This window comes from Amycolatopsis sp. 505 (assembly GCF_031625235.1).
GTDB lineage: Bacteria > Actinomycetota > Actinomycetes > Mycobacteriales > Pseudonocardiaceae > Amycolatopsis.
The window spans coordinates 1-20237 of the sequence record NZ_JACKQP010000011.1 but is presented as its reverse complement, the minus strand read 5'-3'; the positions used below and the strand labels follow the sequence as shown (position 1 = coordinate 20237).

At 73.7% G+C, this 20237-nt stretch carries 21 protein-coding genes; 16 read left to right on the top strand and 5 right to left on the bottom strand.

The window, feature by feature from the left end; translation table 11 throughout:
* Nucleotides 1-114 precede the first annotated feature (114 nt).
* A complete protein-coding gene (locus H5965_RS35500; protein WP_310975278.1) occupies nt 115-990 on the top strand; it encodes a S1 family peptidase in 876 nt (291 codons plus the stop codon).
* A gap of 267 nt (nt 991-1257) precedes the next feature.
* Here H5965_RS35500 and H5965_RS35495 read toward each other — a convergent pair whose 3' ends face one another.
* A complete protein-coding gene (locus tag H5965_RS35495) occupies nt 1258-1863 on the bottom strand; it encodes a DUF998 domain-containing protein (RefSeq protein WP_310975276.1) in 606 nt (201 codons plus the stop codon).
* 20 nt (nt 1864-1883) lie between these two features.
* Complete coding sequence (locus H5965_RS35490; protein WP_310975275.1) at nt 1884-2255, bottom strand: cupin domain-containing protein; 372 nt, start codon at nt 2253-2255, stop codon at nt 1884-1886.
* 138 nt (nt 2256-2393) lie between these two features.
* On the opposite strand from H5965_RS35490, the gene H5965_RS35485 reads away from it, so the two are divergent.
* Nucleotides 2394-5282: a LuxR C-terminal-related transcriptional regulator gene (locus H5965_RS35485; RefSeq protein WP_310975273.1), complete on the top strand. Its 2889-nt coding sequence runs from the start codon at nt 2394-2396 to the stop codon at nt 5280-5282.
* A gap of 109 nt (nt 5283-5391) precedes the next feature.
* Entirely contained in the window at nt 5392-6324 is a 933-nt protein-coding gene (locus H5965_RS35480; RefSeq protein ID WP_310975271.1) for a sensor histidine kinase, read from the top strand.
* Here the strand turns inward: H5965_RS35480 and H5965_RS35475 are convergent.
* Nucleotides 6248-6550, bottom strand: a complete 303-nt coding sequence (locus H5965_RS35475) for a phosphatase PAP2 family protein (protein ID WP_310975269.1) — start codon at nt 6548-6550, stop codon at nt 6248-6250. The two genes, H5965_RS35480 and H5965_RS35475, sit on opposite strands and share 77 nt — an antisense overlap.
* A 271-nt stretch (nt 6551-6821) precedes the next feature.
* On the opposite strand from H5965_RS35475, the gene H5965_RS35470 reads away from it, so the two are divergent.
* Genes H5965_RS35470 through H5965_RS35455 form a run of 4 tightly spaced genes read left to right on the top strand, consistent with a single transcriptional unit; the run spans nt 6822 to nt 9166 of the window.
* A complete protein-coding gene (locus H5965_RS35470) occupies nt 6822-7244 on the top strand; it encodes a hypothetical protein (protein ID WP_310975268.1) in 423 nt (140 codons plus the stop codon).
* The gene (locus H5965_RS35465; RefSeq protein WP_310975267.1) at nt 7241-8473 is read left to right on the top strand and encodes a divalent metal cation transporter; all 1233 of its coding nucleotides are present in this window, start codon (nt 7241-7243) and stop codon (nt 8471-8473) included. The genes H5965_RS35470 and H5965_RS35465 overlap by 4 nt, the downstream gene beginning before the upstream one ends.
* Nucleotides 8470-8853 (top strand): hypothetical protein, encoded by a 384-nt coding sequence (locus tag H5965_RS35460; protein ID WP_310975265.1) that lies wholly within the window; start codon nt 8470-8472, stop codon nt 8851-8853. The genes H5965_RS35465 and H5965_RS35460 overlap by 4 nt, the downstream gene beginning before the upstream one ends.
* On the top strand, nt 8840-9166 hold the full coding sequence (locus H5965_RS35455) for a hypothetical protein (protein ID WP_310975264.1): 327 nt from the start codon (nt 8840-8842) through the stop codon (nt 9164-9166). Before H5965_RS35460 ends, H5965_RS35455 begins: the two co-directional genes overlap by 14 nt.
* Before the next feature lie 116 nt (nt 9167-9282).
* Here the strand turns inward: H5965_RS35455 and H5965_RS35450 are convergent, their stop codons facing one another.
* On the bottom strand, nt 9283-9699 hold the full coding sequence (locus H5965_RS35450; protein WP_310975262.1) for an STAS domain-containing protein: 417 nt from the start codon (nt 9697-9699) through the stop codon (nt 9283-9285).
* A 391-nt stretch (nt 9700-10090) separates the two neighbouring features.
* Between H5965_RS35450 and H5965_RS35445 the strand changes: the two genes are divergently transcribed.
* The 8 genes from H5965_RS35445 to H5965_RS35410 all read left to right on the top strand — a co-directional run bounded on the left by H5965_RS35445 (nt 10091) and on the right by H5965_RS35410 (nt 19080).
* Nucleotides 10091-11968: an aldehyde dehydrogenase family protein gene (locus tag H5965_RS35445; RefSeq protein WP_310975260.1), complete on the top strand. Its 1878-nt coding sequence runs from the start codon at nt 10091-10093 to the stop codon at nt 11966-11968.
* Nucleotides 11969-11979: 11 nt separating this feature from the next.
* The gene (locus tag H5965_RS35440) at nt 11980-13506 is read left to right on the top strand and encodes a long-chain fatty acid--CoA ligase (RefSeq protein ID WP_310975259.1); all 1527 of its coding nucleotides are present in this window, start codon (nt 11980-11982) and stop codon (nt 13504-13506) included.
* Nucleotides 13503-14279, top strand: a complete 777-nt coding sequence (locus tag H5965_RS35435) for a crotonase/enoyl-CoA hydratase family protein (RefSeq protein ID WP_310975257.1) — start codon at nt 13503-13505, stop codon at nt 14277-14279. The genes H5965_RS35440 and H5965_RS35435 overlap by 4 nt, the downstream gene beginning before the upstream one ends.
* Nucleotides 14276-16195 carry an acetoacetate--CoA ligase gene (locus H5965_RS35430; RefSeq protein WP_310975255.1) on the top strand — a complete coding sequence of 640 codons (1920 nt, stop codon included), beginning with the start codon at nt 14276-14278 and terminating at the stop codon, nt 16193-16195. Before H5965_RS35435 ends, H5965_RS35430 begins: the two co-directional genes overlap by 4 nt.
* On the top strand, nt 16192-17085 hold the full coding sequence (locus H5965_RS35425; RefSeq protein ID WP_310975253.1) for a 3-hydroxyacyl-CoA dehydrogenase NAD-binding domain-containing protein: 894 nt from the start codon (nt 16192-16194) through the stop codon (nt 17083-17085). The genes H5965_RS35430 and H5965_RS35425 overlap by 4 nt, the downstream gene beginning before the upstream one ends.
* Nucleotides 17086-17098: 13 nt before the next feature.
* Complete coding sequence (gene couO / locus H5965_RS35420) at nt 17099-17965, top strand: 4-hydroxyphenyl-beta-ketoacyl-CoA hydrolase (RefSeq protein WP_310975251.1); 867 nt, start codon at nt 17099-17101, stop codon at nt 17963-17965.
* 74 nt (nt 17966-18039) lie between these two features.
* Nucleotides 18040-18258 (top strand): DUF2188 domain-containing protein, encoded by a 219-nt coding sequence (locus tag H5965_RS35415; RefSeq protein ID WP_310975751.1) that lies wholly within the window; start codon nt 18040-18042, stop codon nt 18256-18258.
* Between the two features lie 90 nt (nt 18259-18348).
* Entirely contained in the window at nt 18349-19080 is a 732-nt protein-coding gene (locus H5965_RS35410) for a hypothetical protein (RefSeq protein ID WP_310975250.1), read from the top strand.
* 60 nt (nt 19081-19140) lie between these two features.
* Here the strand turns inward: H5965_RS35410 and H5965_RS35405 are convergent, their stop codons facing one another.
* Nucleotides 19141-19863, bottom strand: coding sequence for an ATP-binding protein (locus H5965_RS35405; RefSeq protein ID WP_310975248.1), 723 nt, complete (start codon nt 19861-19863; stop codon nt 19141-19143).
* Between the two features lie 124 nt (nt 19864-19987).
* On the opposite strand from H5965_RS35405, the gene H5965_RS35400 reads away from it, so the two are divergent.
* The coding region (locus H5965_RS35400) for a manganese catalase family protein (RefSeq protein ID WP_310975246.1) at nt 19988-20237 on the top strand (250 nt) is incomplete at its 3' end.

Here is a 20237-nt window from a genome sequence, read left to right as displayed (position 1 = left end):
CGGCCGCTCGCCGGGCCGGCGAAGGTCCGGTCGACCTGGCCGGGTGAACCGGACGCCCGGCGGGGCCGTGAACCACTACAGGAAGTGGATCAACGGCTACGGAGGTCATCCGCCATGCGCTCCCGACACAGGAAGATCAGCCGAGGCAAGATCCTGGCCGCGGCCGCCGCCGTCCTGGCCGCCGGCACCGCGGCCATCGCGCTCCCCCAGGCGAACGCCGCGGGCGGCGACGCGTCGGCGATGGCTTCGGCGTCCGCCATCACCGGCACGGCCTGGGCGGTCGACGAGCGGACCGGCGAAACGGTCGTCACCGCCGACAGCACGGTCCAGGGCGCCAAGTGGGACAGCCTGCTGGCGGCGACCCGCGGCAAGGCGGTCCGCGTCGAACGGACGCCCGGGGTCCTCAGCCTGTTCGCCGAAGGCGGCGACGCGATCTTCGCCGGCGGGGCGCGCTGCTCGCTCGGCTTCAACGTGACGACGAACAGCGGTCCCGGCATCCTCACGGCCGGCCACTGCGCCGCCGCCGGCCGGCGGTGGTCGCTCACCCAGGGCGGGCGGCCGGTGGCCACGCTCAAGCAGTCGACGTTCCCGGGCAACGGCGACTTCGCGCTGCTGACCTACGACAACGCCGCCACGAACGCCCCCAGCGTCGTCGACACCGGCGGCGGCCGGACGGTGGCGATCGCCCGTGCGGCCGCGGCCGCGATCAACCAGCAGGTGTCCCGGATGGGCAGCACGACGGGCCTGCACAGCGGCCGCGTGACGGCCCTCGACGCCACGGTCAACTACCCCGAGGGCCGCGTCACCGGCCTGATCCAGACGACGGTGTGCGCGGAGCCCGGCGACAGCGGCGGTTCCCTGTTCTCCACCGACGGCAGCGCCATCGGCATCACCTCGGGCGGCAGCGGCGACTGCCGCACGGGCGGCGTGACGTTCTTCCAGCCGGTGACCACGGCACTGGCCGCGGTCGGCGCCCGCATCGGCGGCTGACCCCGGCTCCCGCGGCGGCGGCCCGGGTTTCCGGCCGGGCGCGAGTGAGCCATGGGGACCTCCGGCGTCCGGGATGACTCATTCGCGACGCTGGAAGCCCCGGCTACCCACGCCGGGCGCGAAGGCGAGCAGGTGCGGAAGTGTCGCCCGGGCCGTGCGCCAGGTGTGGCCTGACGATCACGGTCACCTGCGTGCCGGGCAGCGTGGTACCGCACGGCGCCGGAGCGGAACCGGCGAAACGCTTCCTGCGCGCCCCGGCCGCAGCGGTCACCGAGACCGGGCGGCCACGGCAGAAATCCACAGCATCGCGGTGATCACCCCGACGGCGAGGGTCAGGGTGCCGGCCCGGCCGCCGGTCATCGCCCACAGGTTGCCCAGCAGCAGGGCCGTCCCCGCGACGGCGGACAGCACGGCGTCCCGGCGGTTCCCGGCGCGGGCGAACCTGCGGCCGAGCACGAAACAGGCCACCATGAGGGCGAGGAAGGCGATGCTGCCGGCCGCCAGGTGCCCGGCGCCGTGCCACGACAGCACCGAGGGCGGACCGGCGGGCGTGCCGGCCGGGAAGCCGTCCCCCGGGTCCGGGACGAGGAGCCCGGCCGCGATCATCCCGGCGCCGTAGCCGCCCAGCAGCCACGCGACCGCACCACCGAGGCCGGGAGCGCCGATCAGGACGAGCACGCCGGCGACGACGAAGTTCGTGATCTGCACCCAGCCGAGCCCGCCGGTGCCGAGCGCGCTGAGCGGGTGCCGGGTCAGGTCGAAGCCGTCCCGGGTGGCGGCCTGGGCCAGCGCCACCGTGGTCCACAGGGGCGCGGCGAGGGCGAGGCAGGTCAGGCGCGCGGAGACGGCCGGGCGGGTAAGGGTGAGGTTCATGACGGAGTCCTTTCGGGGTTTCAGAAGGTGACGCCGGCTTCCGCGGCCGCGTCGTCGTCGAGGAAGTCCTGCTCGATGCGCGGGGAGGCGTGGATGCACATCATCCGCAGTGGCTCGGGACCGACGGCCCGGAACGCGTGCGCGGTACCGGCGCCGACCACTACGACGTCGCCCTGGTCGGCCAGGCCTTCGCCGTCGGCGGTGCGGAACAGCGCGCGCCCGGCGAGCACCACCCAGGTTTCGGAGTACGGGTGGACGTGGGCGCCGGGTCCCTGGCCTTCGGTGTTGTGGACGTGGAAGAAGGAGACGCCGGAGCCGTACGCCTCGCCTTCGAACCGGGCGGTCCGCCCGCTGCCGATGCGCAGGTCGTCTTCCTTCGCGATGACCACCATGGTGGGTTCCTCCCGGGTCGGTTTTCGTTCTGTGGTGATCTTCGGGCCGGACCGGGTGCGGGGGCATCCGTGGTGACCACGGAACCCACCACGGAGATCCACCACGGAGCTCCACAACGGTGCGGCATACTCGGGGCCATGCCCACCGCGCCGACGATCTCGCCGCGCGAGCGCGAGGTCCTGCTGGCCGTCGCGGACCGGCTGACCAACGCGGAGATCGCCGACCGGCTCTACGTGTCGGTGCGGACCGTCGAGAGCCACGTGTCGGCGCTCCTGCGGAAGCTGGACGCCCGTGACCGCCGGGAACTGGCCGCACGGGCTCCCGGGCCGGCCGGCCCGGTGGGCCTGGTCGTGGGAACGCCGCGGCCGCCGACGAGCTTCGTCGGCCGGGTGGCCGAGCGCGACGCCGTGGTGCGCCTGGTGGCCGAAAGCCGGGTGACGACGGTGCTCGGCCCGGGCGGCATGGGCAAGACCCGGCTGGCGGTGGCCGCGACGGAAGCGGCGTCACCGCAGTTCCCGGACGGGGCGACGTTCGTCAACCTCGTCCCCAGCCGGGTGGGTTCGGTGCTCGAGTCGGTCGCGGCCGGGCTCGGCGTGCTCCCCCACCCGCAACAGCCGCTGGCCGACGCGGTCGCCGCGCGGCTGGCCGGCCGGGCCCTGCTGGTGCTGGACAACTGCGAGCACGTGGCCGACGACGTCGCCGAGGTGATCACGGCCTTGACGTCGGCGAACCCGAGGTTGAGCGTGCTCACGACCAGCCGGGAACGCCTGGGCGTGCCCGGCGAGACGGTGCTGCAGCTCGGCCCGCTGCCCGCCGCGGCGGAGCTCTTCACCGAGCGGGCGAAGGCGGTCGATCCCGCGTTCGACGCCGATCCGGCCGCGATCGCCGCGCTCTGCCGCGAGCTGGGCGGCTCACCGCTGAACATCGAGCTGGCCGCCGCCCGGGTGGCGTCGCTGGGTGTCGACGCCTTGCGCACGGGCCTGGCCGACGACCCGCTGCGCGTGCTGGCGACCGGCCGCGGCCCGGAGCGGCACCGGTCATTGCGGTCGGTGCTCGAGTGGAGCCACCGGCTGCTGAGTGCGGAGGAACGCACGGTCCTGGCCCGGATTTCGCGGTTCCGCAACGCCTTCGCACTGGACGACGCGGCGGCCCTGTCGCCGGAGCTGTCGGTCGGCGCGGTGTCCGACCTGCTCGGGCGGTTGGTGGACAAGTCGTTGGTCACGGCTCATGGGGAGGCGAGCGCCTGGACGCTCTTCGACGGAGTCGCCCGCTTCGCCCGCGAACGGCTGGCGGCTTCGGAGGAGGCGCCGGAGGTCGAGGTTCGCTACCACGCCTGGGCTGCCCGCCGAGCCCGAGAACTGGTCGCCCGCCTCGGCGGCGACTGGCGCGACGAGTTCGACCGGATAGCCGACGACCTGCGCGCCTGCGTCGCGGAGGGCATATCGACGCCCGGCGGCCTCGCGAGCCTGGACCAGCCCGGCCACCACCGGCCCAGCCACCTCGCGACCCCGGACCAGCCGAGCCACCACCAGCCTGGCCACCTCGCGACCCCGCACCAGCCCGGCCACCACCAGCCTGGCCACCTCGCGACCCCGGACCAGCCGAGCCACCACCAGCCTGGCCACCTCGCAACCCCGCACCAGCCCGGCCACCACCAGCCCAGCCACCTCGCGACCCCGGACCAGCCGAGCCACCACCAGCCTGGCCACCACAGGCCCGGCGGCCTCGCGGGCGTTCACGCGACCCCGGACCACGACCTGGCCGCGGATCTCGCCCGCCTGGCCTACGCGCGCGGCTTCCTCGCCGAAGCGGTGGCCCACTGGCGCGCGGCCGCGGACCGGGCCCCCTCCCCCGCGGCCGCGGCCGCCCACCTGGCGCGGGCCGGCAGCTGCACCCACCTGCTCACCCACGCGCGCGACCACTTCGACCTGCTGCTCGTCGCCGCCGAGCGTGCCGAGGGCGATCCCGGCACGCGGGCCGCCTGCCTGGCCGGTGCCGTCGTCCTGGCCGAGCGGTTCCGCGGTGCCGGCTTCGTCACCGACCCCGTCCCCGACGCCGAACTGGACCGGATGCTCGCCGGCGCGGCCGGAGCACCGGCGGCCGACGTCGCCGTGGCGCGCGCCTGGCGGTCCGGGAGCGGCCCGCAGTCGGTCGACCCCGAGGCGGCCGAGCGGGCCGTGGCGGCGGCGGCCGGCGACCCGCTGCTGCTCAGCGCGGCCCTGGACGCCCGGTGCACCGCACAGGCACTGGCCGGCCGTCCGGATCAGGCGTACCGCACGACCCAGGAACGCCTCGCCCTCGTCACGGCACTGGACCGCACCGACCCGCACGCCGCAGTCGAGGTCCTGGACGCGTTCCGGGCCGCGATCACCTACGCCGTCGCCACCGGCGCGCTGTCCGACGCGCTGGCCTCGAGCAGGCGCGCGGCCGGCGACTCGGCGCTGGCCGGCCACCCGTACTGGGGCACCAGCGGCCTGGTCACCACCCTCGCCCTGACCGGCCGGTTCGCCGAAGCGAGCGAGGCCGCCGAAGAGCTGTGGCGCACCCGGCTCCCGCGCAACGCGACCCTGGGTGTTCCGCTGCTCGCGGCGGCGCTGGCGGCCGGCCTGTCCGGCGACGAGCCGTCGATGGCCCGCTGGCGCACCCGCGCGGCGGACGTCGCGGGCGTCGCCACGCCGGCGGATTCGGCCAACCTGGCCCCGCTGGACGCGTTCGTCCGCGCCAGGGTCGCCCTGCACACGGGCACCGGCCGGGCGGAACGACTCGCCGAAGCCGGCGCCGAATTCACTCCCGGCCGCTTCAACGGCTACGCGGCCGGCGTGGCCGCGGAACTGGCCGTGCTCCTCGACACCCCGGACGCGCCACACCACCTCGCCCGCGCCGAGCACCACGCGGCCCGCAACCGCTGGACGGCAGCGGCCCTGGCCCGCGCCCGAGCCCGCCGCGACGGCGACGCCGCCCTTCTTGCGGCCGCCGCGAAACAGTTCGCCGAGCTCGGCGCGACCTTCGAAGCGGAGACGACGTGAGCAGCAGCCGGCTCCTGCCGGCGCGAGCGGCCGCCCGGTGACCGGGGTTCGCCCGACCCGGTGAGGGTTTCACGCATACTGGTGACGTCCCGGCGGAAGGAGAGGCGGCTTGAGCGCAACCGCGGAGACGGGCACCGGCACGTTCGGGCACCCCGCGTTGTTCTACCGCGGGCCGGCCGAATACCTGGCCGGCACCGTGCCGTTCGTCCGGGGCGGCCTCGAGGCAGGCGAGCCGGTGGCGGTCGCCGTCCCCGGGGACAACCTCGCGCTGCTCACCCGCGAACTCGGCGCCGATGCCGGGCGCGTCCTGCTGCTGGACATGACCGAGGCCGGGCGCAACCCCGGGCGGATCATCCCCGGCGTGCTGCGCGCCTTCGCCGACCGCCACCCCGGCCGGCCGGTGCGGATCATCGGCGAACCGATCTGGGCGGCGCGCTCCGCCGCCGAGTACCCCGCCTGCGCCCAGCACGAAGCCCTCATCAACCTCGCCTTCGCCGGCCGGGACGCGACCATCCTCTGTCCCTACGACGCCGACGCGCTCGCCCCGGACGTCCTCGCCGACGCCGAGGTCACGCACCCGGTCCTGCTCGACCGCGCCGGGCGCCGCCCCAGCCCCGCCTACGACCCGCTCGAACTGATCGCCCGGTACGACCGGCCGCTGCCCGTGCCGGACGGGGCCGTCGAACTCGCGGACACCACCGACCTCGCGGCCGCCCGCGCGCTGGCCCACGTCCGCGCGGCCGCCTGCGGGCTGAGCGACGACCAGGTGGCCGACGTCGAGGTCGTCGTCACCGAACTGCTGTCGAACAGCGTCGAGCACGGCAGCGGCTCCGGCACCGTCCGGTTCTGGGGCGGCGACGGCGAGTTCGTCTGCCAGGTGCACGACCACGGCCGGCTCACCGATCCCCTGGCCGGGCGCCACCCCGCGAGCCCGTACCAGCCGCGCGGACGCGGGCTGCTGCTCGTCAACCACCTCGCCGACCTCGTCCGCCTGCACACCGGCGACGACGGCACCACCTTCCGGGCGTACTTCCGCGCCTGAGCCGGCGGTGCACGAGGCCGCCCACGACGGCGCCGATCGCGACGCCGCCGTCCACGTCGGTCGGCCAGTGCGCCCGCGTGCGAAGCCTGCTGTAACACACCGCGGCGGCCAGCGGTGCGATCGCGGCTCCCGTCGCGGGCGCGGTCAGCGAGACGGCGACCGTGAACGCGGCCGCCGTCGTCGCGTGCGTGGACGGGAAGGCCGACGACTTCGGTTGTTCGACCACCGCGGCCCGCCGCCCGACGGCGCCGACCCGGCTGCCACGCCAGCACGCAGGCCACGAAGATCCAGAGCAGGCCGCCCTGCGCCACCGCGCTGAGCGCCGTCACCGGCCACGCCGGCCGAAAGGTCGTTTTCGTCCGGTCCGTCCGCGGCCGGAGACGACAGTTCGCTCGGCATGGCCCCGAATTCCCGCCCGTGCCCTGGTCCGACCACTCGTCTGTCCACGGTGGAGCATCCCGGCGTTTGCCCGCGCCGCGAGCGGGTACCCCCTCCGCGTGATTGCGCTGCGGCGAACCCGGCTCTGCGCGACAGTCGTCGTCGCGATCGCGGCACTGACGGCGGCCTGCGCTACCGACCCGCAGGCCGAGACCGTGCACGCCGGGCGGGAGATCCGCGGCCAGCTCGAACTCCTGCGGCTCGTGGTGACCGCCGACCGCGACCGGGTGCCGCCCGTGCCCAGCCTGTCGGTCACCGTCCGCGACGCCGCCGACGAACTCGGCGCGGCGGGCCAGGACGTCGGCAAGCTGACCGACGACCGGGCGCGCGCGGCACTGGCGTCGATCACCGACCGCGCCGTCGCGGTGGCCCACCGGCTCGACGACGGCCTCGGCGACGGCACCGACGAAGGGCTGGACCGGATCGACGCCGAACTGCAGGGCCTCATCGGCGAACTCGCCCGCTGGGGCGTCACCTCGTGAGCAAGAAGTTCCTCGCCGTCACCCTCGGCATCCTCACCGCGGTCGGCGGTTTCGTCGACATCGGCGACCTCGTCGAAAGCGGCGTCGTCGGCGCCCGCTACGGGATGGCGATGGTCTGGGTGACCGCCCTGGGCGTGCTCGGGATCTGCGTCTACGCCGACATGTCCGGGCGGATCGTGGCGGTGTCGGGGCGCCCGGTGTTCGACCTGATCCGCGAACGCCTCGGCCCGCGGATGGCGCTGCTCAACCTCGCCGGCTCGTTCCTCATCACGCTGCTGACGGTGTGCGCGGAGATCGGCGGCGTCGCGCTCGTCATCGAACTGGCCTCCGGGGTCGACCGGCTGGTCTGGGTGCTGCCGATCGGCGTGCTCGTCTGGCTGGTGGTCTGGCGGGTCGGCTTCGAGCGGATGGAGACCGGGTTCGGCCTCGGCGGGCTGGCGATCGGCGTGTTCGCCGTCGCGGTGTTCTTCCTGCACCCGGACTGGTCTTCGCTCGGCGCGCAGGTCGCCGGGCTCGCGCCGCCGCCCGACCAGGCGCTGCCGACCTACGCCTACCACGCGGTGGCGCTGTTCGCGTCGGCGATGACGCCGTACGAGGTGTTCTTCTTCTCTTCCGGCGGGGTCGAAGAGGGCTGGACGGTCAAGGACCTGTCGGTGCAGCGCGCCAACGTGCTGCTCGGGTTCCCCCTCGGCGGCCTGCTGGCCATCGCCGTGATGGCGTGCTCCGCGATCGTGCTGTTCCCGGCCGGGGTCGACGTCGGCCAGGTCAGCCAGATCGTGCTGCCGGTGACGCTCGCGCTCGGGACGGCGGGCCTGGTGATCGTGCTGATCGGCATCTTCGCCGCCACCTTCGGCGCGGCACTGGAGACCGGGCTGTCGTCGGGGTACATGCTGGCGCAGTACTTCGGCTGGGACTGGGGCAAGCGCCGGGCGCCGCGCAACGCCGCCCGGTTCCACCTGACCGTCGGCGCCGGCCTGCTGGTCGCGGTGCTGGTGGTGCAGACGGGGCTCGATCCGGTCGGCCTGACCGAGATCTCGCTGATCTTCTCGGCGGTGGCGCTGCCGCTGACCTACCTGCCGGTGCTCATCGTCGCCAACGACCGCGAGTACCTCGGCAAGCACGCCAACGGCCACTTCAGCAACACCGTCGGCGTCGTCATGCTCGCCGTCATCGCCGTCGCGGCGCTGGTGGCAATCCCGCTGATGATCTTCACCGGAGTAGGCCAGTGAACCCCGACCTCGGCCCCATCGACCTCGGCGACGCGCTGCTCGACCGGCAGATCGTCGGCGAGGACGGCACGGTGGTCGGCAAGGTGGACGACCTCGAGCTGCGCGCCGAAGGCGGGACGTACGTGGTCGACGCGCTGCTGGTCGGCCCGGAGGCCTTGGCCGACCGCGTGGGCGGCCCGATCGGCAAGCTGCTGCACCGCATCGGCCGCGGCTTCCGCGCCCAGGCACCCCAGCGCATCCCGCTGAACGCCGTCCGCCGCATCGAGCCGACGATCGTCGTGACGACGGCGATCGCCCACGCCACGGACAGCCCGTCGGAGGACTGGCTGCGCCGCCGCGTCATCGGCCGGATCCCGGGAGCGGGCCGTGCGAGCCGGTGAACTGATCGGCCGCCCGGCCCGCGACGCGACCGGCCGCGACCTCGGAGCGATCCGCGAGATCCGCGCGGAGGCGGCGCCGCGCGCGGACGGCGTGCCGGAGCTGGTGGTGCGCGGGGTGATCGTCGGGCGCACGCGCATCCGGCTGTTCGGGTACCAGCGCCACGACCAGCGCGGGCCGGCCCCGCTGGTGGCGCTGATCCGCTGGCTGCACCGCCACAGCCGGTACGTGGCCTGGGAGGACGTGGACACGTCGGGCCCGGAGGTCCTCGTGCGGCGGCCGTTCGCCGAGCTCGACCCGCTCGACCGGCCTTAGTTCCGCGGAGGGGCAGCGTTGTCTGCCCGTGCGGCGCCGAAAGCGCCCCTGGGCGTTGCTGACCACCAGGTTCAGGGTGCGGGTGACCTGGTCGTCGCGGGACACCCGCGGGCCGATCAGCTCTGGCTGTGAATCTCCGTCGCGCGTTCCCACCCGGACGGCAGCCGGCTGACGTTGAGGGCGTGGTCGAGCCCGCTGGCCGACAACGCCCGGCGCACCACCCGGTTGTCGCCGGTGACGACGCGCAGGGTCGCGTTCTCGCGGGCCACCCGCGCCTGGATGCCGCCCAGGGCCGCGAGGCCCGCTCCGTCGAGGAAGTCGACCTCGGACAGGTCCAGCACCAGAACCGGGAACCGGCGGTGCGCCCACGTGCTCAGTGCCGAGCGCACCTGGGGTGCGCTGTCGGCGTCGAGGGCACCGCGGATGCGGACCATGACCGCGCCGAAGTACGGGCGGATGACCTGGATGTCGAACTGTTCGCGCTTCGACGGCGCTACGGGGATCGCCGTCGCTGGGGGCTGGACGACTAACATTCCACGCCTCATTCGCAGATGACGTGCCGGACGGGTCTCGCCGACCCGATCGGTCGCGGGCAAATCGGGGGACGGAAGCTGTTGCTGAACCGCACTTCGCAGCGTAGTCCTTGATCCGAACGGCGCAACCCCGCCAACGGCCGAACCCGGCACCTCCGCACGCGACCCGCACGCGCGCAACTCAAACCACCCATCCGGGTGAATCAGCGCGTGACTACAGCCGGCTCGCCGAAAACCCGTCCGTCCACACCGGATGCGGACCACGGACGTCGGGAAATCACGCCCCGGCCGGCCCGGCACCCCGCCCCTTGACACGGACGGCCTCCGCGCCGCATCCTGACTTCGATCTCAGGGTTCCTGATATACGGGCCACTCAGTGAGGAGCCGGACGATGACCGCAGTGGAGGAGCGGCCGGGCACCCGCCCGGACGTCGCCTCGGGCCGGCTGTTCATCGGCGGCCGGTGGGCGGAGACCGCGGACCGCTTCGACGCCGTGGCCCCGGCCACCGGCAAGACCCTCACGACCCTCGCCCGCGCGACGGCCGCCGACGTCGACACCGCGGTGGCCGCGGCCCGGCAGGCGTTCGGGGGCTGGGCCGCGACGCCGGGCCGGGAGCGGGCCCGGGTGCTGCACCGGGTCGCGGACCTGGTGCGGGCCCGCGCCGACGAAATCGCCGCTCTCGAAAGCGCCGATGTCGGCAAGCCGATCTCGCTGTGCCGGGCGGTCGACGTCGAGACCGTCGCCGAGCAGTACGAGTACTACTCGGCCCTCGCGCAAGGCGTGGACGGCGCGACCCGGCAGATCCCGATCCCATCGCACGCCTACCCCCGCCGCGAACCGCTCGGCGTGGTCGCCGCGATCACGTCGTTCAACTTCCCGCTGATCCTCTCCACCGCCAAGATCGCGCCCGCGCCGGCCGCCGGGAACACCGGGGTGCACAAGCCGGCCGAGGACACCTCGCTCAGCGCACTGCTGATGGCCGAGCTGCTCGCCGAAGCGGGCGTGCCCGAGGGCGTGCTCAACGTGGTCACCGGCTCCACCGCGGTCGGCCGGCACGCGGCGAGCGTGGCCGGGGCGCACCTCAAGCCGGTCACCCTGGAACTCGGCGGGAACACGGCGGGAAGTCGGCGACCACCGGCGGCTGGAAGAGCCCGCCTTCGATGTCCGACCGGCCGCCGCCGGCGCGGGCCTGCCCGACGTACTGCTCGACCTTCGCCCGGTGCCGCTCGGGCCGGCTCCCGCGTGATCCGGGAGGAGATCTTCGGTCCCGTACTGACCGTGGGCGTCACCGCTTTCGGCCGCGAATACGGTCCCGAATCCCTCGACGCCCTCCGCCCGGACGAGGTCCGGGTCCGGATCGTCGCCACCGGCGTCTGCCACACCGACCTCGGCGTCGCCGCGGGCGCGCTGCCGTTCCCGCTGCCCGGCGTGCTCGGCCACGAAGGTGCCGGGATCGCCGAGGAAACCGGCGCCACGGTCACGCGCGTGCAGCCCGGCGACCGCGTCCTGCTCAGCTACACCTCCTGCGGCGGCTGCCCGAACTGCCGCGACGGCACCCCGATCGGCGGGCACTCCTTCGGCCAGTCCAGCTTCGCCGGGCACGCCGTCGCCGACGAGCGCAGCGTCGTCAAGGTCGCCGCCGACGCGCCGCTGGACCTCCTGGCGCCGCTCGGCTGCGGCATCATGACCGGCGCCGGCGCGGTGTGGAACGTCCTCGCCCCGCGCCCGGGCGCCACGCTGCTGGTCACCGGCGCGGGCGCGGTCGGCCTCTCGGCGGTCATGGCCGCCCACCTGACGCCGGCGACCCGGATCATCGCCGTCGACCGCGTCCCCGGCCGCCTGGAGCTCGCCCGCGAGCTCGGCGCCACCGACACGATCGACACCAGCGGCGAGGACCTCGCCGAGACGGTCGGCGAGCTGACCGGCGGCCGCGGCGTCGACGGCGTCGTCGAGACCACCGGCAACGCGGGCCTCCTCGGAACGGCCATCGGCACCCTGGCTCCCCGCGGCACGGCGGTCGTCGTCGGTGCGCCCGCGTTCGGCACCCAGGTCCCGGTGGACGTCAACTTCCTGCTCCCCGGACGGCACGTCGGCCTCACCATGGGCGACGCGGACACCCAGGCACTGGTGCCGACCCTGGCCGAGCTCGTCGCCGCCGGCCGGTTCCCGCTCGGAAAGCTGGTCACGCACTACGAGTTCGGGCAGATTCAACGGGCAGTGGACGACATGCTCGCGGGCACGACGATCAAGCCGGTCCTGCGGTGGTGAAGGAGGCAGCCGTGAACCGCCCCGATTTCGGCCTGGGCAGCTGGCCCGCACGGCGGGCGCGGATCAACCCGGACCGCACCGCGCTGGTGGAGGCCGGCCGGTCGCTGACCTACGCCGGGCTCGCCGAGAGGGTGCACCGCCTCTCCGGCGCTTTGATCCGGCGCGGCGTGCGGCCGGGCGACCGCGTGGCCTACCTCGGCGTCAACGCCATCACGGTGTTCGAGACGCTGTTCGCCACCGCCCGCTGCGGCGCGATCTTCGTCCCGCTCAACTACCGGCTCGCCCCGGCCGAGATCCGGTACATGCTCGACGACAGCGGCGCCTCGGTCCTCGTGCACAGCCCGGACACCGCCAGCCTCGTGGCGGCGGCCGGCGGGCTCCCGGACGGCGCGGTCATCGCGACCGAAGGGGACTTCGAGGCGGAGATCGCCGAGGCCGGCCCGGCGCCGGACACCGAGGTGCGGCTCGAAGACCCGTGCCTGCTGCTCTACACCTCCGGCACCACCGGACGGCCGAAGGCGGCGGTCCTCACCCACGGCAACCTCACCTGGAACACCGTCAACCAGCTCGCGCACCTCGACGTCCTGGGCACCGACAAGGCGCTGTGCATCGCGCCGCTGTTCCACTGCGTCGGGCTCGGCCAGATCACGCTGCCGACGCTGTTCAAAGGTGGCAGTGTGGAGCCGGTGGCCAGGTTCGATCCGGGCACCATCCTCGCCCGGATCGGCGAAGCCGGGATCACGAGTTTCTCCGCGGTCCCCACGATGCTGGAGATGATGTGCCGGCACGAGGACTGGGACCGCACCGACCTGAGCTCGCTGACCTGCGTGCTCTACGGCGGGTCGCCGGTGGCCGAGCGCGTCGCCCGCGCGTGGCTCGACCGCGGCGTCAAACTCCTGCAGGGCTACGGGATGACCGAAGCCGCGCCGGGCGTCTCGATGGCCACCCACGAAGGCACGCTCGACCACCCGGTCGCCGCCGGCGTGCCGCACTTCTTCACCGACGTGGCCGCCCTCGGCCCCGACCTCACGCCGCAGCCGCTCGACGGGAACCCGGCCGAGCTGCTCGTGCGCGGCCCGCACGTCTTCGGCGGCTACTGGCACCGGCCCGAGGAGTCGAAGGCGAGCTTCGTCGAGGGCGGCTGGTTCCGCACCGGGGACGTCGTCCGCGTCGACGACGACGGCTGGGCGCACGTCGTCGACCGGGTCAAGGACATGATCATCTCCGGCGGGGAAAACGTGTACCCGGCCGAGATCGAAGCGGTCGCCGTCCGGCTCGACGCGGTCGACGCCTGCGCCGTGGTCGGGGTGCCCGACGAGCGCTGGGGCGAGGCCGGCGCGGCCTTCGTCGTGCTCCGGCCCGGCGCCGAACTGGACGAGCCGCGGTTCCGCGCCCACCTCGAACAGCACCTGGCGCGCTACAAGGTCCCCAAGCACGTGCAGTTCACCGACACGCTCCCCCGCAACGCCACCGGCAAGATCCGCCGCGTCGAACTGCGCACGCTGGCCGCCGAAACCTTCACGAACGGAACCGCATGACCACCCCCCTCCTGCCCCCTTCGCTGCGCCTGGAACTGCGAGACGACATCGCCGTGCTGTGGCTGGCGCGTCCCGAGAAGCGCAACGCCCTCGACGACACGACCGTGCTCGGCCTCGAGACGTTCTTCGGTTCCCCGCCGCCGGGGATCAAGGCGGTCGTGCTCGACGCCGTCGGCGACCACTTCTCCGCCGGGCTGGACCTGTCCGAGCTCACCGAGCGGGACGCGTTCGAGGGCCTGGAGCACTCGATGATGTGGCACCGCGCCTTCGAGCGGCTCGAACGCGGGCGGGTCCCGGTGATCGCCGTGCTCAAGGGCGCGGTCGTCGGCGGCGGGCTGGAACTGGCGGCCGCCGCGCACATCCGCGTCGCCGAGCCCTCGGCGTTCTACGCGCTGCCGGAAGGGCAACGCGGGCTGTTCGTCGGCGGCGGGGCGTCGGTGCGGGTGCCGCGGCTGATCGGGGCGCACCGGATGGCCGACATGATGCTCACCGGCCGCGTGCTCGACGCCGACGAAGGCCACGCCGCCGGGTTGTCGCACTACCGCGTCGAAAACGGCCTGGAGCACGCGCTCGGCCTGGCCCGCAAGATCGCGGACAACTCGCCGATCACGAACTTCGCCGTGCTGCAGGCCCTCCCCCGCATCGCCGAGGCGAACCCGGCCGAGGGCTACCTGATGGAGGCGCTGATGGCCGCGATCGCCGGTGGCAGCGCCGAGGCGAAGGAGCGCATGCAGGCGTTCCTCGACAAGCGCGCCGGGAAGGTGGGCCGATGATCCTGCGCCCGGTCGCCCCCGACGTCCGCGAGACCACCGAGATCGGCCGGTACCTGCGCTGGCTGGAGGCCCGCGGGCACTTCTTCGACGACTACGCGGCCCTGCACCGGTGGTCGGTGACCGACCTCGACGGCTTCTGGTCCTCGATCAAGGACTTCTTCGGCGTCCGCTTCCCCTCGCCAGCCACCGCGGTGGTGCCCGACCGGACCATGCCCGGCACGGAGTGGTTCCCCGGCGCGACCCTGAACTACGCCGAGCACGCCCTCGGCCACGGGCCCGGCGACGCGGCCGCGATCATCGCCTACTCGCAGACGCGGGACCGCACCGAGCTCTCCTGGGACCAGCTGCGCGACCAGGTCGCGCGCGCCCGCGCGGGGCTGGCCCGGCTCGGGGTGGGCCGCGGCGACCGCGTCGCCGCGTACCTGCCGAACATCCCGGAAGCCGTGGTCGCCTACCTCGCCGTCGCGAGCCTGGGCGCGGTCTGGGCCTCCTGCGCCCCCGAGTTCGGCGCCCGGTCGGTGGTCGACCGGTTCGGCCAGATCGAGCCGCGGGTGCTGCTGACGGTGTCCGGCTACCGCTACGGCGCCAAGAATGTCGACCGCCGCGCCGAGGTCGCCGAAATCCGCGCGGGCCTGCCGACCGCCGAGCACGTCGTGCACGTGCCCTACGGCGAGCACGACCTGCCCGGCACGCTCGCCTGGGCCGACCTGCTGACCGGAAGTTCCCCCGGATTCGAGCCGGTCGGCTTCGCGCACCCGCTGTGCGTACTGTTCTCCTCCGGCACCACCGGCAAGCCGAAGGCGATCGTGCACGGCCACGGCGGCATCCTGCTGGAGCACCTCAAGAACCACGGCCTCAGCTGGGACCTGCGCCCGGGCGACCGGATCCTGTGGTTCTCCACCACCGCCTGGATGATGTGGAACGCGCTGGTGTCGGGGCTGCTCACCGGTGCGTCGATCGTGCTGGTCGACGGCAATCCGCTGCACCCGGACCTGGCCTGGCAGTGGCGGCTGGCGGCGGAAACCCGGGCGACGCTGATGGGCGCGAGCCCGGGATTCCTGATGGCGTGCCGGAAAGCGGGCCTCGACCCGGCCGCCGAGCACGACCTGTCCGCGCTGCGGCAGCTCGGCGCGGCCGGCAGCCCGCTGCCCGCCGAAGGCTTCCACTGGGTGCACGAGAAGTTCCCGGGCGTCCTGCTCAACGTCGGCAGCGGCGGCACCGACGTCTGCAGCGGGATCGTCCAGGGCAGCCCGCTGCAGCCGGTCCGCGCGGGCGAGATCTCCGGCCCCTGCCTCGGGGTCGACGCGCAGGCGTTCGACGAGCACGGCGCCGCGGTGGTCGGGGAACTGGGCGAGCTGGTGATCACCGCGCCGATGCCGTCGATGCCGGTCAGGTTCTGGGGTGACGACTCCGGCGAGCGCTACCGCGAGACGTACTTCTCGACCTACCCCGGGATCTGGCGGCACGGCGACTGGATCCGGTTCACCCCCGAGGGCAGCTGTGTCATCGCCGGCCGCTCGGACGCCACCCTCAACCGCGGCGGCGTCCGGCTGGGCACCGCCGAGTTCTACGCCGTCGTGGAGGAACTCCCGGAGATCGACGACTCCCTGGTCGTGCACCTGGAAGATCCCGCGGGCGGCAACGGCGACCTCCGGCTGTTCGTGGCGCTGCGGTCCGGCGCCGAACTCGACGACGCCCTGCGCGGCCGGATCACCTCGGCGTTGCGCAGCGCGCTCTCCCCGCGGCACGTGCCGGACGCGATCACCGCCGTGCCGTCGATCCCCCGCAACCGCACCGGGAAGAAACTGGAGCTGCCGGTGAAGAAACTCCTGCTCGGCGCCGCGATCGACGAGGTCGTCGGCCGGGACGTGCTGGCCAATCCGACCGCGCTGGACCACTTCGGGGCGCCGGCATGAGCACCGTCGCGGTCGTCGGCACCGGCGTGATCGGCGCGAGCTGGGCCGCCCTCTTCCTGGACCACGGTTTCGACGTCGTCGCCACCGATCCGGCGCCCGGCGCCGAGGAGCGGCTGCGGAGTGCGCTCGAGGGCACGCCGACGGACCGGCTCCGGTTCGTCGGCGACGCCGGCGCCGCCGCGGCGGAAGCCGATTTCGTCCAGGAGAACGGGCCGGAGCGCGAGGACGTCAAGCACGCGGTGTTCGCGGTCCTCGACGAAGCCGCGCGGCCGGACGTGATCCTGGCGAGCAGCTCGTCCGGGCTGCTGCCCAGCGTCATCGCGCGGGGCTGCCCGAAGCACCCCGAGCGCGTGGTCGTCGGGCACCCGTTCAACCCGCCGCACCTGATCCCGCTCGTCGAGGTGGTACCGGGCCGCGAGACCGCGCCCGAGGTCGTCGACCGGGCCATGGCGTTCTACACCTCGGTCGGGAAGCGGCCGATCCGGCTCGCCCGGGAGGTGCCCGGCCACGTCGCGAACCGGCTGCAGGCCGCGCTGTGGCAGGAGGCGTACTCCCTCGTCGAACGCGGGGTCGCGACCGTCGCCGACATCGACGCCGCCATCGCCTACGGGCCCGGCCTGCGCTGGGCCGTGCTCGGCCCGTTCGTCAACCAGCACCTCTCCGGCGGCGCGGGCGGGCTCGCGCACGTCCTGCGCCACCTCGGCCCGCCCACCGAAGAGTGGTGGCGTGACCTCGGCCGCGTCCACCTGACCCCGGAACTCGCCGAGACCCTCGTCGCCGGAGTCGACGCGGAACTGGCCGGCACCGACCACGACCGGCTCGTCGCCGCCCGCGACGCCGTCCTCGACCGCCTGCTGGCCGCCAAGGCCGCGCAGCCCGACCTGCCCTGACCTGGAGCTCTTCGTGGATCTTTCCTCCCTGACCGCCATCGACGTCCACACGCACGTCGAGCAGGACGGTCACGGCTGTTTCGCCCTCGACCAGGAACTGCTCGACGCGTCCGAGAAGTACTTCCGCGCCGGCCAGGACCGCACGCCGACGGTGGCCTCGATCGCCGAGCACTACCGCGCCCGGAAGATGGCCGCCGTCGTGTTCACCGTCGACGCGCCCGCGGCGACCGGGCACCCGGCGCTGTCGAGCGAGGAGATCGCCGACGCCGCGGCCGAGCACGCCGACGTGCTGATCCCGTTCGGCTCGGTCGACCCGCACGCCGGCAAGGCGGCCGTGCTGCGCGCGCGGCGGCTGGTGGGCGAGCACGGCGTGCGCGGGTTCAAGTTCCACCCGAGCCTGCAGGCGTTCGAGCCCAACGACGTCCGGTACTACCCGCTCTACGAAGCGATCGCGGAGCTGGGCGTCCCGGCGCTGTTCCACACCGGGCAGACCGGCATCGGCGCCGGCCTGCCGGGCGGGCACGGCATCAAGCTGCGCTACTCGAACCCGATGCTGCTCGACGACGTCGCCGCCGACTTCCCGGACCTCACGGTGATCCTGGCGCACCCGTCGGTGCCGTGGCAGGACGAAGCGATCTCGGTCGCGACGCACAAGGCGAACGTGTTCATCGACCTGTCGGGCTGGTCGCCGAAGTACTTCCCGCCGCAGCTGGTGCGCGCGGCGAACACGTTGCTGAAGCGGAAAGTCCTGTTCGGTTCGGACTTCCCGGTGATCACCCCGGACCGCTGGCTCGCCGACTTCGCCGAACTGGAGATCAAGGACGAGGTGCGTCCGCTGATCCTCAAGGACAACGCCATCGGCGTACTCGGACTGGCTTGACCGCCGGTTGACGTTTGTCCGCTACGTCCCCGGGCATCCGCCACCTTCCAGGTCTCACGATGGGAGGCGGCGTCGTGGCGGAGGGTGACGTACACACCTACTACGAAGACGGGCTGTGGAAGAACCGCGTCGAAGGCGGCCGCCGGGCGTCCAACACCTCCCCCCGCCGCGTCGACGCGGTGCTGGCGGGGCGGCAGATCGCGCGGAAGCGCCGGGTCGGGCACTTCGTCCACACGCCGGAGGGCGAGGTCGAGACCGAGCGCGACTTCCGGCCTCGCGGCACGGCCCGATGACCTCCGTCACACCGGCGGTAACGGAACACCCGTTCGGACGATAGCCCGTTCGTGTCCGGGGACGCCCCGGCCTTCACGAACGGACTCTGCATGTCTCGCCTCCGCCTGGTCGCGCTCGTCGCGGCCGGATCCCTCGCCCTCGCCGGCTGCTCCGGCACCCAGGACACGCCCGTCCCGGCCGCGGCCGCCGCGACGACGTCCCCGGCCTCCTCGGCTCCGGCGGCCCCGGCCCTCGACGCCGCCGAAGTGGGCACGGCGATCTCCGACGCCGCCAAGCAGGCGTCCGCCGTGCACGTCAAGGGCACGATGACCCAGGAAGGCAGCGCGCTCAACCTGGACCTGCAGCTCAACCCGGACAGCGCGAGCGGCACGGTCGTGAAGGACGGTCTCGAGATCCCGGTGCTGCGGATCGGCGACAAGTACTACTTCAAGTTCACCGAGTCCCTGGTGAAGCAGGCCGGTGCCCCCGCCGCGGCGGCCAAGCAGCTCACCGGCAAGTGGGTGTCCTCGACGGCCAAGATCGGCCAGGGCATCGGCGCGGCGTTCAAGACGTTCCTCGACTACAAGTCGTTCACCCAGGGCACGCTGGGCGAGCTGGAGAAGACGACGTTCAAGCCGGGCGAGCAGACGACCCTCGCGGGCGCGCCGGCGCTGACCTTCACCAGCTCGGACGGGACGGCCACGGTCGCGGCGACGGCACCGCACTACCTGCTGCGCATGTCGGACCCGAAGAACGGCGCCATGGAGTTCAGCGACTGGAACAAGCCGACCACCGTCTCCGAGCCGCCGGCCGCGGAGATCTACTCCGGCCCGGGCTCCTGACGCGTCTCGGGTGACGGCCGCTGCCGGGGGTGTTCGCCCCCGGCAGCCGCCGTTCCGGCTTCAGCGGGCCAGCAGCGCCCACACCGTCTTCCCGCCGGAACGCGACCGACTGCTCCCCCACCGCTTCGCGACCTTGGTGATCATCCGCAGGCCCAGCCCCGCGGCCGCCAGGTCCAGCCCTTCCCGCAGCACCGCCGGCCGCCGGCTCTCGTCCGAGACCTCCACCGACAGCGTCCGCCGGCGCAGCTCGAGCCGCAGCCGGGGCGCCGAATCGGTGTGGCGCAACGTGTTCTCGACCAGCTCGGTCGCGATCAGCTCGGCGTCCTCGGCCAGCTCCGGCACCATCCACTCCGCGCAGACCCCGCGGACGAACCCGCGAGCGCGCGCCGACGTGCGCGGCGAGCGGTCGAGCAGCCGGCCGGCCCGGCGCCGGGCCGGGCTGATCAGCGCCGCCTCCGCGGTGGCGGCGTCCGGGTACACCGGCACGCCGCAGCCGGCGAGCGCGGCCCGCTGTTCCGGGCGGCCCGTCACCAGGGCGAACGGGATCGCCGGCCATTCGCCGACGCGCAGCGCCACCAGGGCGAACACCCTGATCAACGTCCGGTCGCGCAGGTCCAGGCGCTCGACGTCGATCAGCACGCCGTCCTCGGCGTCCGCGGCGAACTCGAGCAGCCGGTCGCGCAGCTGCGGGTACGTCGCGCGGTCGAGCACGCCGACGACCGAAGCTTTCGCCGGTGCGCCGTACCGGGGTACCAGCCACACGGCATTGTGCCGAGCGAGCACTGGCGACCACCTCCTCCACGACGATCACCCGTTCGAATAACCCGTCCGGAACCCGTCAAACCCCGCGATTCGCCGGTTGGCGCGGCCGATCGGGGGAACTCCGCGGGCTCGGAAGGGAGACGATGTGTTCCGTCACACGAAGCTGCTTCAGTTCGAAGCCAAGCCCGAAAAGCCCGACCCCGTGTACGCCCACAAGCTCCAGGAACTCATCGGCGGCGCCTACGGCGAAATGACCGTCACCATGCAGTACCTGTTCCAAGGCTGGAACTGCCGCATCGAAGGCAAGTACAAAGACCTGATCATGGACACCGCGACCGAAGAAATCGGCCACGTCGAAATGCTCGCCACCATGGTCGCCCGCCTGCTCGAAGGCG

Bases quoted from the DNA above. Each gene is read 5' to 3' on its own strand.
- H5965_RS35450 (WP_310975262.1), bottom strand. From the start codon at position 9,699: ATGTTAGTCGTCCAGCCCCCAGCGACGGCGATCCCCGTAGCGCCGTCG.
- H5965_RS35445 (WP_310975260.1), top strand. From the start codon at position 10,091: ATGACCGCAGTGGAGGAGCGGCCGGGCACCCGCCCGGACGTCGCCTCG.
- H5965_RS35500 (WP_310975278.1), top strand. From the start codon at position 115: ATGCGCTCCCGACACAGGAAGATCAGCCGAGGCAAGATCCTGGCCGCG.
- H5965_RS35485 (WP_310975273.1), top strand. From the start codon at position 2,394: ATGCCCACCGCGCCGACGATCTCGCCGCGCGAGCGCGAGGTCCTGCTG.
- H5965_RS35435 (WP_310975257.1), top strand. From the start codon at position 13,503: ATGACCACCCCCCTCCTGCCCCCTTCGCTGCGCCTGGAACTGCGAGAC.
- H5965_RS35410 (WP_310975250.1), top strand. From the start codon at position 18,349: ATGTCTCGCCTCCGCCTGGTCGCGCTCGTCGCGGCCGGATCCCTCGCC.
- H5965_RS35430 (WP_310975255.1), top strand. From the start codon at position 14,276: ATGATCCTGCGCCCGGTCGCCCCCGACGTCCGCGAGACCACCGAGATC.
- H5965_RS35490 (WP_310975275.1), bottom strand. From the start codon at position 2,255: ATGGTGGTCATCGCGAAGGAAGACGACCTGCGCATCGGCAGCGGGCGG.
- H5965_RS35425 (WP_310975253.1), top strand. From the start codon at position 16,192: ATGAGCACCGTCGCGGTCGTCGGCACCGGCGTGATCGGCGCGAGCTGG.
- H5965_RS35495 (WP_310975276.1), bottom strand. From the start codon at position 1,863: ATGAACCTCACCCTTACCCGCCCGGCCGTCTCCGCGCGCCTGACCTGC.